Below are 11,719 nucleotides of genomic sequence, written 5' to 3' on the forward strand. Positions count from 1 at the left end.
CGGTCCCATCTGCGGGTTCCCGCTGACAGCGGATACAGTCACCGTTGCGTCAACTACGGGGACAGGAGAGGGCCATTACCGCCAACCGGCAGACGAGCTGGTCGTTCGCCGACGCCTTCGTCGCCGAGGACGACGCTCTGCGCTGGGCCCGGGAGCGGGCCCGGGAGGCAGGGCAGCCCTCGGTGTCGCCGGGCACCGGTGGCGCGCTGCGCCTGCTCGCCGCGACGGCGGACGCCAAGGCGGTGGCGGAGATCGGGACCGGCACGGGCGTGTCGGGCATCTATCTGCTGCTCGGAATGCGCCCCGACGGCGTCCTGACCACCGTGGACCTCCAGCCGGAGCGCCAGCAGCTCGCCAAGACGGCGTTCCGCGCGGCCGGATTCGCGGGCAACCGGGCCCGGTTCATCCCCGGCCGCGCCCTGGACGTCCTGCCGCGGCTCGCGGACGGCGGATACGACCTCGTGTTCTGCGACGGCGACCGGCTCGAGTACCTCGACTACCTCGCTGAATCGTTGCGCCTGCTGCGACCGGGCGGTCTCGTCTGCTTCGAAGGTGTCTTCGCGGACGGCCGTACGGTCGACTCGGGGGCCCAGCCGGCGGAGGTCCAGCGGGTCCGCGAGCTGCTGCGCGCGGTGCGGGAGAGCCCGGAGCTCGTCCCCTCCCTGCTGCCGGTGGGCGACGGCCTGCTCTGCGCGGTACGCCGGGGCTGAAAGGCCGTCCCGCCCCCGTACGCCGGGGCTGGCAGGCCCGCCCCACATCCGTACGCCGGGGCTGACAGGCCGCCCCACCCCCGTACGCCCCCTACGCGCCGCCGCACGACCCCCGGCACACCGCTGCCCCGGTACGGGCAGGCCGTACCGGGGCAGCGGTGGGGAACCGTGGGGAGAGGGTCAGCCGACGACCTTCTTCAGAGCGTCGCCCAGTGCCTGGGCCTCGTCCGGGGTCAGCTCGACGACAAGCCGACCGCCGCCTTCGAGCGGTACGCGCATGACGATGCCCCGCCCCTCCTTGGTCACCTCGAGCGGGCCGTCACCCGTCCGCGGCTTCATGGCCGCCATGCTTGTTCCCCTTCCTGAAACCAGCTCATTGTCAGCCGGGCAGCTCCATGATGTGGAGCACGCGTCACCGGCTTCGAACACATTGCTTCCAGGTCATTATCCCGCATGGCAGGACCCGATGACCAACATCGAATGGCATCGCTTACGCAACGCGCTCTCTCAAAACCACACATTTCGGCGATCGCCCTGCGATACTTCGCCGCTCGGCGTCCGGCCGGGCCCCTTTTTTCTTTGACGCAGCTCACATGTGCGGTGCGGGTGATCTCCGCCATGCTGGGCTGGTCAACGACGCGAAGAGGCGAAGGGAACCCGATGGCCGACACGGTCCTGTACGAAGTGAGCGACGGACTCGCCACCATCACGCTCAACCGGCCCGAGGCCATGAACGCCATGAACGTGGAGGCGAAGGTCGCCCTCCGGGACGCGGCGGAGACGGCCGCCGCCGACCCCGCCGTACGGGCGGTGCTGCTCACCGCGGCCGGGGAACGGGCGTTCTGCGTGGGCCAGGACCTGAAGGAGCACGTGGGTCTGCTCATGGCGGACCAGGAGAACGGCACGCGCGCGACCATGAACACGGTCCGCGACCACTACAACCCGATCACCAAGGCGCTCGCGGGGATGCGCAAGCCGGTGGTGGCGGGCGTGAACGGCGTCGCGGCGGGGGCCGGCCTCGGTTTCGCGCTCGCGGCGGACTACCGGGTGGTCGCGGAGACGGCTTCCTTCAACACCTCCTTCGCGGGCGTCGCGCTCACCGCCGACTCGGGCGTGTCCTGGACGCTGCCCCGGCTGATCGGCGCGAGCCGGGCGTCCGACCTGCTGCTCTTCCCGCGCTCGATCAGCGCCCAGGAGGCGTACGAGCTCGGCATCGTGAACCGCCTGGTCCCGGCCGCGGACCTGGCCGCCGAGGCCGAGAAGGTCGCCCGCAAGCTGGCGGAGGGCCCGACGGTGGCGTACGCGGCACTCAAGGAGTCCCTCGCCTACGGCGCCGACCACTCGCTCGCCGAGGCCCTGGAGAAGGAGGAGGAACTCCAGGCCCTGGCGGGCTCGTCGGAGGACCACACGATCGCGGTCCGCGCCTTCATCGCGAAGGAGAAGCCGAAGTACCTGGGCCGCTGAGCGGAGGCCGCGCGCCGGAGCGGGGCGGGCGGCCGCTACCGGCCGCCCCGGGCCACGCACCCCGTCACATGGTCGTCGACCAGGCCGCACGCCTGCATCAGGGCGTAGGCCGTGGTGGGGCCGATGAAGCGGAGCCCGCGCTTCTTGAGTGCTTTCGAGAGGGCCGTGGACTCGTCCGTGACCGCCGGGACCTCCGAGACCGTACGCGGGGCGGGGCGGCCCGCGGCGGGGGCGTGCGACCAGATCAGGGTGTCGAGTTCGCCCGGGGACCAGGTGGCGAGCAGGCGCGCGTTGGCGAGGGTCGCGTCGATCTTCGCGCGGTTGCGGATGATGCCCTCGTCGGCGAGGAGCCGCTCGCGGTCCGCCTCGCCGAACTCCGCGACGGAGGCGATCTTGAAACCGTCGAAGGCGCGGCGGAAGCCCTCGCGGCGGCGCAGGATCGTGATCCACGACAGGCCCGACTGGAAGGCCTCGAGGCAGAGCCGCTCGAAGAGCGCGTCGTCGCCGTGGACCGGGCGGCCCCACTCCTCGTCGTGGTACGCCACGTAGTCCTCGGTCGAAAGGCCCCAGGGGCAGCGCAGCCGCCCGTCCGGGCCCGGGATCGGCCCGCCGGCCGTCATGCCGGCTCGTCCTCTCCGTGACCGGCGGCGGCCGCTCCCGCGAGCGCGTCCTCGAGCTCGGCGATCCGGGCGTCCCGCTCGGCCAGTTCGGCGCCGAGGCGGACCAGGGCGTCGTCGACGTCCGCCATCCGGTAGCCGCGGACCGCGACGGGGAGGCGGAGCGCCTCGACGTCGGCGCGGTCGACCGGGCGGGCTGTCGGGAGAGGGTCGACGAGCTGCTCGGGCGCCACCTCGGGCAGCACCTCGCCGTCGCCGCCGCCGACCACGGCGAGCGTCACCGCGGCCACGACCACGACCATCGTGATGAGCAGAAACCAGAACACCTGCGCGCCTCTCCCCGGAGTGGAAATCGTCCCGTGCCGATCGTGCCATGCGCCACTGACAGCTAGGGTCGCAGGCGAACGGACACGAGGGAGGACAAAAGGGATGCTGCGCTTGGGACGGCGTGAATTCGGGCCGCACGAGCCGGTGATCATGGCGATCGTGAACCGGACCCCGGACTCCTTCTACGACCAGGGCGCGACCTTCCGGGACGAGCCGGCGCTCGCCCGGGTCGAGCAGGCCGTGGCCGAGGGGGCGGCGATCATCGACATCGGCGGGGTGAAGGCGGGCCCCGGCGAGGAGGTGACGGCCGAGGAGGAGGCGCGGCGCACGGTCGGTTTCGTCGCCGAGGTCCGCAGGCGCCATCCCGACGTGGTCATCAGCGTGGACACCTGGCGGGCGGATGTCGGCGCGGCGGTGTGCGAGGCCGGGGCGGACGTCCTGAACGACGCCTGGGGCGGGGTCGACCCCGGGCTCGCCGAGGTGGCCGCCAAGTACGGCGCGGGGCTCGTGTGCACGCACGCGGGTGGAGCCGAGCCGCGGACGCGGCCGCACCGGGTCGCGTACGAGGACGTGATGGCGGACATCCTGCGGGTGACGGTGGGGCTCGCGGAGCGGGCGGTGGCGCTCGGGGTGCGGCGGGACGGGATCATGATCGACCCGGGGCACGACTTCGGGAAGAACACCCGGCACAGCCTGGAGGCGACCCGGCGGCTCGGGGAGATGACGGAGACGGGGTGGCCGGTGCTCGTGTCCCTGTCGAACAAGGACTTCGTCGGGGAGACGTTGGATCGGCCGGTGAAGGAGCGGGTGCTGGGGACTCTGGCGACGACGGCGGTCAGCGCGTGGCTGGGGGCTCGGGTGTACCGGGTGCACGAGGTGGCCGAGACGCGGCAGGTGCTTGACATGGTGGCGTCCATCGCCGGGCACCGGCCGCCGGCGGTCGCGCGGCGCGGGCTGGCGTAGAGCGGCGCCAGGGGGCGCCGGGACACGGCGCCCCCTGGGGGGCCTACTTCCCCGTTTCCTTCGTCACCAGCGTGACCGCTTCCTCCACGTCGTCCGTGACGTGGAAGAGGAGGAGGTCGCGTTCCGAGGCCTTGCCGCCTGCTACGACCGAGTCGCGGAGCCAGTCGACGAGGCCCTTCCAGTACTCCGTGCCGAAGAGGACGATCGGGAAGCGGGTGACCTTGCGGGTCTGGACCAGGGTCAGCGCCTCGAAGAGCTCGTCGAGGGTGCCGAGTCCGCCGGGCAGGACGACGAAGCCCTGCGCGTACTTCACGAACATCGTCTTGCGGACGAAGAAGTAGCGGAAGTTCACGCCGATGTCGACGTGCGGGTTGAGCCCCTGCTCGAAGGGGAGCTCGATGCCGAGGCCCACCGAGACGCCCTTGGCCTCCCTGGCCCCCTTGTTGGCCGCCTCCATGGCGCCCGGGCCGCCGCCCGTGATGACCGCGAAGCCGGCCTCGACGAGCGCCCGGCCGATCCGTACGCCCGCCTCGTACTCGGGCGAGTCCGGCTTCGTGCGGGCCGAGCCGAAGACGCTGATCGCGCTCGGCAGTTCGGCGAGGGCGCCGAAGCCCTCCACGAACTCGGACTGGATGCGCATGACGCGCCAGGGGTCGGTGTGCACCCACTCCGAGTCGCCCTCGGTGTCGAGCAGCCGCTGGTCCGTGGTGCCCGGCTGGATCTGGTCCCGCCGCCTGAGCACCGGACCGAGTCGCTGTTCCTCGGGCTTCGCCATTCCCTCGGGAATGCCCATGGCCTGCTCCCTCCGCCGATCGGCGGTCCACTTCGACCGCCAACTGATCTTCTGGTCCGGTCAGCGTAGGACCACAGAGGTGACGAAACGCGAAATTACGGAAGTCGGGCAGTCAGCCAGTCGCGGAGCCTGGCCTCGCAGTGGTGGATCCGGTCGACGGGAACGTGCTCGTCCCGCTTGTGCGCGTAGATCGGGTCGCCGGGCCCGTAGTTGACGGCGGGCACGCCGAGGGCGCTGAAGCGGGAGACGTCGGTCCAGCCGAACTTGGGCTGGGCGCTGCCGCCGACGGCCTTCATGAAGGCCTCGGCGGCCGGGTGGGAGAGGCCGGGCAGGGCGCCGGGGCTCTCGTCGTCGACGACGAACTCGGCGATGTCGCAGTCGGCGAAGACCTCGCGGACGTGGGCCAGGGCCTCGGCGGGCGAGCGGTCGGGCGCGTACCGGTAGTTGACGGTGACCGTGCAGGCGTCGGGGATGACGTTGGTGGCGACGCCGCCCTGGATCGCCACGGCGTTGAGGCCCTCGTGGTACTCCAGGCCGTCGATGACCGGCTTGCGCGGCTCGTACGAGGCGAGGCGGGCGAGGATCGGGGCGGCGGTGTGGATGGCGTTGGAGCCCATCCAGGAGCGCGCGGAGTGGGCGCGCTCGCCCGCGGTGTGCAGGATGACGCGCAGGGTGCCCTGGCAGCCGCCCTCGACCTGACCGTCGGAGGGCTCCAGGAGGACGGCGAAGTCGCCTTCCAGCCAGTCGGGGTGCGCGGCGGCGATCTTCCCGAGGCCGTTGAGGTCGGCGGCGACCTCCTCGTTGTCGTAGAAGACGAAGGTGAGGTCGCGGTTGGGCGCGGGGACGGTGGCGGCGATCCGCAGCTGGACGGCGACCCCGGACTTCATGTCGGAGGTGCCGCAGCCCCACAGGATGCCGTCCTCGTCGAGCCGGGAGGGCACGTTGTCGGCGATCGGCACGGTGTCGATGTGGCCGGCGAGGACGACTCGCTCGCCGCGGCCGAGGCGGGTGCGGGCGACGACGTTGTTGCCGTACCGGTCGACGGTGAGGTGCGGCAGGAGGCGCAGTGCCTGCTCGATGGCGTCCGCGAGCGGCTGCTCGGTCCCGCTGACGGACGGGAAGTCGACGAGGGCGGCGGTGAGCGCGGCCCCGTCCTGGGACAGGTCGAGGGGCGTGTCGAGCGGGGTGATGTCAGCCATGTGCCGACCCTAACGCGGCCTCCAGTACGGTGGGCCCCGTGTCCGAGCCCATCCGCCCCGCCCGTCGCGGCCGCCTCGCCCGTTCCGCGGCCGCCTTCGCCGTGCTCCTCGGCCTCGCCTCGTACGTGGCCGTGCACCAGATGACCGGGAGCAAGGGCACGCCACGGTGCAGTGTGGGCAGTGGCGAGAACCGGTACGAGTTCACGCCCGAGCAGGCGTCGAACGCGGCGACGATCTCGGCCGTGGGCACCACCAGGGGGCTGCCGGAGCGGGCGGTGACGATCGCGCTCGCGACCGCGCTCCAGGAGTCGGCGCTGCGGAACATCGAGCACGGCGACCGGGACTCGCTCGGCCTGTTCCAGCAGCGGCCGTCGATGGGCTGGGGGACGCCGGCGCAGATCATGGACCCGGTGTACTCGGCGGGGAAGTTCTACGAGGGCCTGGAGAAGGTCCGGGGGTACTCGCGGCTGCCGCTGACGGTGGCGGCGCAGAAGGTGCAGAAGAGCGGCTTCCCGCAGGCGTACGCGAAGCACGAGCCGGACGCCACGCTACTCGCGGCGGCGCTGACGGGCCGGGCGCCGGCGGCGCTGACGTGTACGGCGAACGAGACGGAGGGCCGGCCGGGCGATCCGGAGCTCGTGCGTACGGAGCTGGTGCGGGCCTTCGGCGAGAAGGCGGCGCCCCAGGCGGTCACGGGCGGTCCGAGCGCGGGCCGGTCGGCGACGGAGCCGCCGGTCCTCGTGGTGCCGGTACGGACCGCGGCGGGGACGGCGGAGGCGGCGCGCGGCGCCGACGGCACGGACGGCGCGGACGAGCGGCGCGGCTGGGAGCTGGCGCAGTGGGCGGTGGCGCGGGCGGACGCGCTGCGCATCACGGAGGTCACGTACGGGGGCCGGGTGTGGCGGGCCGGCGAGGCCGCCGGTGGCTGGTCGGCGTCCCCGGGGGCGGCCGCCGGGAGCGGCGAGACCGTCCGGATACGGCTCGCGAGGTAGCCGCGTACGGCCCGCACGGTAGCCGAATACGGCTCGCACGTAGCCGGTCACCCGTACGGTCGTTCACTCGGCGGTGGGACGGGCCGGGTTCGCGCCCGGAGAAATTCACCACCGTTCCGAGCCGCTTTTCACGCCCTGCGCCCCACCCTCCCCATCCCCTTGCGGGACAAGGGAAGTGACGGTTCGGCAGGCGTCTACGCAATGACGACTTCGTCCGTTTTCCTCCCCACCCGACAATACGACGCATTACCAACTCTTTACCTTCGACTGCCGCAACCTCTCCCGCCCCAGGGCCGGTTGTCACTGCGTCCGAACGAACCCCTCGCACCTCGTCGAAGGAGCACCATGTCCCTCCCCCTGACCCGTCGGATCGCCCGCGCCGCCCTCCTCATCGCGGCCGGAGCAGCCCCCGTGGTCGGTGCGGCCGGCTCCGCGAGCGCCCTGGACCACAGCCTCGCGCCGACCGGGGCCCTCAGCGGCGTCACCGCCCTGGACGCCGCCGGTGCGGGCACCGCCGTCGACAGCACCTCGCAGGCCGCCACCGGCGTCGTCGGCGCCACCGGCAGCCAGGCCGTCGGCACGGCCGTCCCCGCCGCCGGCAAGACCGTCGGCTCGGCGGGCAAGACCGCCACCCCGGCCGCCCAGGAGCTCGCCGGCGAGACCGCCGGCAGCGCGGGCGAGGTCGTCGGCGAGACCGCTGGCGCCGCGACCGAGAGCGCCGAGGCCCCGACCCACGGCGCCCTGGGCGGCGGCCTCGGCGACCTGCCGACCGGCCAGACGCTGGGCGGCCTGCCGATCGGCTGATCGCACGCACCACACGCATCGCAGGCACCACACGCACTGCACGCACCACCGCAGCGCCGCACGACGGAGGGCCCGGGGAGCAGCTGCTCCCCGGGCCCTCCGTCCTGTTCCGGGCCGGCCGTCAGCCGAGCCGCTTGACCGCCGCCTCGACGCGCTCGTCCGTGGCCGTGAACGCCACCCGCACGAACCGCTCCCCCGCCTCGCCGTAGAAGTCGCCGGGCGCCACCAGGACGCCCTTCTCCGCCAGGTACGCCACGGTCTCCCAGCACGGCTCGTCCCGGGTCGCCCACAGGTACAGGCTCGCCTCGCTGTGCTCGATCCGGAAGCCGTGCGCCTCCAGGGCCGCCCGCAGCGCCGCCCGCCGGGCCGCGTACCGCTCCCGCTGCTCGGCCACGTGCGCGTCGTCACCGAGCGCCGCCACCGTCGCCGCCTGGACCGGCGCCGCCGTCATCATGCCGCCGTGCTTGCGGATCTGGAGCAGCTCACCGAGCACGGCCTCGTCGCCGGCGACGAACGCGGCCCGGTAGCCCGCCAGGTTGGAGCGCTTGGACAGCGAGTGGACGGCGACGATCCCCTCGTACGAACCACCGCAGACATCCGGGTGCAGCACCGAGACCGGGTCGGCCTCCCAGCCCAGCTCCAGGTAGCACTCGTCGGAGAAGACGAGGACACCGTGCTCCCGCGCCCACGCCACGATCCGGGTCAGCTCGTCCTTGCCCAGGACCTTGCCGGTCGGGTTCGACGGGGAGTTGAGCCAGAGCAGCTTGAGCCCGGCCGGGTCCAGCTGAGTGGGGTCGTCGTACACGACGGGGGTCGCGCCGCAGAGCCGCGCCCCTACCTCGTACGTCGGGTACGCGAGGCGCGGGTACGCGACCACGTCACCCGCGCCGAGCCCCAGCTGCGTCGGCAGCCACGCCACCAGCTCCTTGGAGCCCACCACCGGCAGCACGTTCTCGTGGGCGAAGCCCACCGCGCCGAGCCGCCGCTCGCACCAGCCGGTGAGCGCGTCCCGCAGCTCCTTCGTCCCCCACACCGTGGGATAGCCCGGCGAGTCCGCCGCCGCGACCAGGGCCTCCTGGATCAGCGCGGGGACCGGGTCGACGGGCGTGCCGACCGAGAGGTCCACGATTCCGTCCGGGTGCGCGAGGGCCGTCTTCTTGTACGGCTCCAGCTTGTCCCAGGGGAAGACGGGCAGGCGCGAAGAGACTGCGCTCACGGGTGGCTCTCACTTCCTCGTACGAACTGGGGAGAGGCGTCGGGAAACGCCTCGGTCCCGCACGGCGGCCGACGCCGTACGGGACCGGATACGACCTGAAGCGGTCGATCAGCCGTTCTGCGGCGGCAGGGCGGCGATGAAGGGGTGGTCACGCTCGATCTCGCCGAGCTTGGAGGCACCACCGGGCGAGCCGAGCTCGTCGAAGAACTCGACGTTCGCCTTGTAGTAGTCCTTCCACTCCTCCGGGGTGTCGTCCTCGTAGAAGATCGCCTCGACCGGGCAGACCGGCTCACAGGCCCCGCAGTCGACGCATTCGTCCGGGTGGATGTACAAGGACCGCTTGCCCTCGTAGATGCAGTCGACGGGGCACTCCTCGATGCACGCCTTGTCCTTCACGTCGACACAAGGCTGCGCGATGACGTAGGTCACGCTGTCGTTCCTCCTCGATAGGGCTGGTCTGCGCGGGAGCGCGGCGTCGTCGATGCCCGCACCTAGTATCTCCGTTCTTGGGGGCGATCCGAACAGGAGGGGCGGAGAAGCTGTGGAATTCACCGGCGGAGGGCGGCTTGAGGTCCGGATCACCAGCGCTGACGTGGGAAAACGTGTCTCCGTTCGGTACGTGACGGAGTCACCGTCGGCGGGTGGGAGGTTCACCGACGCGGTCGGAGTTCTCACATCATGGGACGAAGCTGTGCTGCTGATCACACGAAAGAGCGGCGAGAGCGTCCGGATCCCGGACTCGACGCTGGTCGCGGGCAAGGTCGTCCCCGCCGCCCCGGCCCGCCGCCGCGGCCCCTCCGCCACCTTCCACGAGCTGGCGCGGGCCACCGCGCGCGCGTGGCAGCCGACCGAGAGCGAAGCCCTCGGCGAATGGACCCTGCGGGCCGCCGACGGCTTCACCCGGCGGGCCAACTCCGCCCTCCCGCTCGGTGATCCGGGACTCCCGATCGCCGACGCGCTCGCCCACGTACGCGCGTGGTACGCGGCCCGGGGGCTCCCCGCGTACGTACAGACCGCGACCGGCGCCGAAGGCACCCAGGAGCTGCTCTGCGCCGCGCTCGACCGGCACGGCTGGCGGCGCGAGGTCTCCGCGGAGGTACGGATCGGGGCGCTCGCCCCGATCGGCGACCTGGACGCCGACATCTCCGCCGTACGCCTCTCCCGCACCGTCGACGAGCCGTGGCTTCGCCGCTACCAGCGCTTCGGCCGGCCGAGCCCGGCGGTACGACCCGTGCTCGGCTCGGGACCGAGTGTGTGGTTCGCGTCCATGGCGGGCACGGAAGAGGTACCGGCGGCGATCGGGCGGTGCGTCGTCGACGGACGCTGGGCCGGCTTCATGGCCGTCGAGGTCGACCCGGACCGACGGCGCCGTGGCCTGGCGACGTCCGTCATGACGGCGCTGGCCCGACAGGCCCTCGACGAGGGCGCGTCGGCGGCCTGGCTCCAGGTGGAGGCCGACAACGACGGCGCGCGGGCGCTGTACGACGGCATGGGCTTCGCGCCCCACCACCACTACCACCACTACCGATGGGCGGAGGCGTGACGGACGAGGAACCACCGGACGCGCGGGACGGCGATGCGGACGGACCGGGCGGGTCGGACGGACCGGGCGGCTCGGGCGCGGCAGGCGGGTCGACCGGATCGGGCGCGGCAGGCGGACCGGGCAGCTCGGGCGCGGCAGGCGGGTCGACCGGATCGGGCGCGGCAGGCGGATCGGGCAGCTCGGGCGCGGCAGGCGGCTCGGGCGAGACGGTCGACTGGCGGCGGGAGTTCGCGGAGGAGGCCCGGACGGAACGGCCCGACCTCGCCCGGCTCTGTCTCCTCATCGGGGCGGTCGCCGACCCCACCGTCACCCGGCACGACCTCGACCAGGCAGAGATCGAACTCGACCGCCTCGCCGGGCTCCTCCCGTACGCGACCCGGATCACCGGCGACTGGGCCGGCGAACTCGCCGCGCTCCTCGGCCGCCACGAGGGCTTCGAGGGCGTCCCCGCCGACTACCAGCGCCTGGAGTCCTCGCTCCTCCACGAGGTGCTGCGGCGCCGCCGTGGCCTGCCCATCCTGCTCTCCGTCGTTTGGATGGAGGTCGCCCGCCGGGCCGGCGCGCCCGTGTACGGCCTCGGGCTCCCCGGTCACTTCGTCGTGGGCTTCGGGGACCCGGCCGACCTGAACCTCGCGGACCCCTTCGCCGGCGGGCGGGCCATGACCGGCGCGGACGCCGAACTCCTGGTGGCGAGCGCGACGGGCGAGGCCCTCGACCGCTCGATGCTCCGCCCTGCCGAACCCGGCGCGATCGTGCTGCGCGTCCTCAACAACATCCGCGCCTGGGCGGCCCCCCGCCCGGAGCGCTCCGACGTGGCCCTGTGGGCGGTGGAACTCTCCCTGCTGCTCCCCTCCCACCCGGCCAGACTCCGCTACGAGCGCGCCGAGCTGCTCGTCCAGCGCGGCGAGTTCCTGATAGGAGCGGCCGAGATGGAGGCGTACGCGCGGGTGATGGAGGCGGTGGACCCGGAGTCGGCGACGACGATCCGCCGCCGGGCGCAGGCGGCACGGGCGCGACTGAACTGACGGCGCCCGCGGGTGTCTTGCGGATCACGTGCCGCATCGCGACTGACGGACGCCCACCACGATTAG

14 protein-coding genes are annotated in these 11,719 nt (G+C 72.9%); 7 read left to right on the plus strand and 7 right to left on the minus strand.

Features of this window, described 5'->3' with window-relative positions; all coding sequences use genetic code 11:
- The first annotated feature begins 44 nt into the window (after positions 1–44).
- Positions 45–710, plus strand: a complete 666-nt coding sequence (locus ACIRB7_RS00520; protein WP_403590263.1) for an O-methyltransferase — start codon at positions 45–47, stop codon at positions 708–710.
- 180 nt (positions 711–890) lie between these two features.
- Here ACIRB7_RS00520 and ACIRB7_RS00525 read toward each other — a convergent pair whose 3' ends face one another.
- Positions 891–1,058: a DUF3117 domain-containing protein gene (locus ACIRB7_RS00525; RefSeq protein ID WP_235484109.1), complete on the minus strand. Its 168-nt coding sequence runs from the start codon at positions 1,056–1,058 to the stop codon at positions 891–893.
- Positions 1,059–1,370: 312 nt separating this feature from the next.
- On the opposite strand from ACIRB7_RS00525, the gene ACIRB7_RS00530 reads away from it, so the two are divergent.
- The gene (locus ACIRB7_RS00530) at positions 1,371–2,174 is read left to right on the plus strand and encodes an enoyl-CoA hydratase/isomerase family protein (RefSeq protein ID WP_403590267.1); all 804 of its coding nucleotides are present in this window, start codon (positions 1,371–1,373) and stop codon (positions 2,172–2,174) included.
- Positions 2,175–2,209: 35 nt separating this feature from the next.
- Here the strand turns inward: ACIRB7_RS00530 and ACIRB7_RS00535 are convergent, their stop codons facing one another.
- Positions 2,210–2,794: a DNA-3-methyladenine glycosylase I gene (locus ACIRB7_RS00535; protein WP_403590270.1), complete on the minus strand. Its 585-nt coding sequence runs from the start codon at positions 2,792–2,794 to the stop codon at positions 2,210–2,212.
- Complete coding sequence (locus tag ACIRB7_RS00540; protein ID WP_403590273.1) at positions 2,791–3,117, minus strand: DivIVA domain-containing protein; 327 nt, start codon at positions 3,115–3,117, stop codon at positions 2,791–2,793. The genes ACIRB7_RS00535 and ACIRB7_RS00540 overlap by 4 nt, the downstream gene beginning before the upstream one ends.
- Positions 3,118–3,220: 103 nt before the next feature.
- Between ACIRB7_RS00540 and folP the strand changes: the two genes are divergently transcribed.
- Complete coding sequence (folP, locus tag ACIRB7_RS00545; RefSeq protein ID WP_403590276.1) at positions 3,221–4,081, plus strand: dihydropteroate synthase; 861 nt, start codon at positions 3,221–3,223, stop codon at positions 4,079–4,081.
- A 43-nt stretch (positions 4,082–4,124) separates the two neighbouring features.
- On the opposite strand, the gene ACIRB7_RS00550 is transcribed toward folP, so the two are convergent.
- Positions 4,125–4,874 (minus strand): TIGR00730 family Rossman fold protein, encoded by a 750-nt coding sequence (locus ACIRB7_RS00550; protein WP_073809088.1) that lies wholly within the window; start codon positions 4,872–4,874, stop codon positions 4,125–4,127.
- Positions 4,875–4,969: 95 nt separating this feature from the next.
- Complete coding sequence (gene dapE, locus ACIRB7_RS00555) at positions 4,970–6,073, minus strand: succinyl-diaminopimelate desuccinylase (protein ID WP_403590279.1); 1,104 nt, start codon at positions 6,071–6,073, stop codon at positions 4,970–4,972.
- A 29-nt stretch (positions 6,074–6,102) separates the two neighbouring features.
- Between dapE and ACIRB7_RS00560 the strand changes: the two genes are divergently transcribed.
- Positions 6,103–7,065, plus strand: a complete 963-nt coding sequence (locus ACIRB7_RS00560; protein WP_403590282.1) for a hypothetical protein — start codon at positions 6,103–6,105, stop codon at positions 7,063–7,065.
- A gap of 345 nt (positions 7,066–7,410) precedes the next feature.
- Positions 7,411–7,869 (plus strand): ATP-binding protein, encoded by a 459-nt coding sequence (locus tag ACIRB7_RS00565; RefSeq protein WP_403590284.1) that lies wholly within the window; start codon positions 7,411–7,413, stop codon positions 7,867–7,869.
- Between the two features lie 121 nt (positions 7,870–7,990).
- Here the strand turns inward: ACIRB7_RS00565 and ACIRB7_RS00570 are convergent, their stop codons facing one another.
- Entirely contained in the window at positions 7,991–9,085 is a 1,095-nt protein-coding gene (locus tag ACIRB7_RS00570) for a bifunctional succinyldiaminopimelate transaminase/glutamate-prephenate aminotransferase (protein ID WP_403590287.1), read from the minus strand.
- Between the two features lie 108 nt (positions 9,086–9,193).
- Entirely contained in the window at positions 9,194–9,514 is a 321-nt protein-coding gene (fdxA, locus tag ACIRB7_RS00575) for a ferredoxin (protein ID WP_015035968.1), read from the minus strand.
- A gap of 112 nt (positions 9,515–9,626) precedes the next feature.
- On the opposite strand from fdxA, the gene ACIRB7_RS00580 reads away from it, so the two are divergent.
- Together ACIRB7_RS00580 and ACIRB7_RS00585 are read left to right on the plus strand one after the other, a co-directional pair.
- A complete protein-coding gene (locus ACIRB7_RS00580) occupies positions 9,627–10,628 on the plus strand; it encodes a GNAT family N-acetyltransferase (protein WP_403590290.1) in 1,002 nt (333 codons plus the stop codon).
- Positions 10,625–11,653, plus strand: a complete 1,029-nt coding sequence (locus tag ACIRB7_RS00585; protein WP_403590293.1) for a tetratricopeptide repeat protein — start codon at positions 10,625–10,627, stop codon at positions 11,651–11,653. Before ACIRB7_RS00580 ends, ACIRB7_RS00585 begins: the two co-directional genes overlap by 4 nt.
- Positions 11,654–11,719: the final 66 nt, after the last annotated feature.

This window comes from Streptomyces sp. NPDC093795 (assembly GCF_044764665.1).
Classification (GTDB): Bacteria; Actinomycetota; Actinomycetes; order Streptomycetales; family Streptomycetaceae; genus Streptomyces.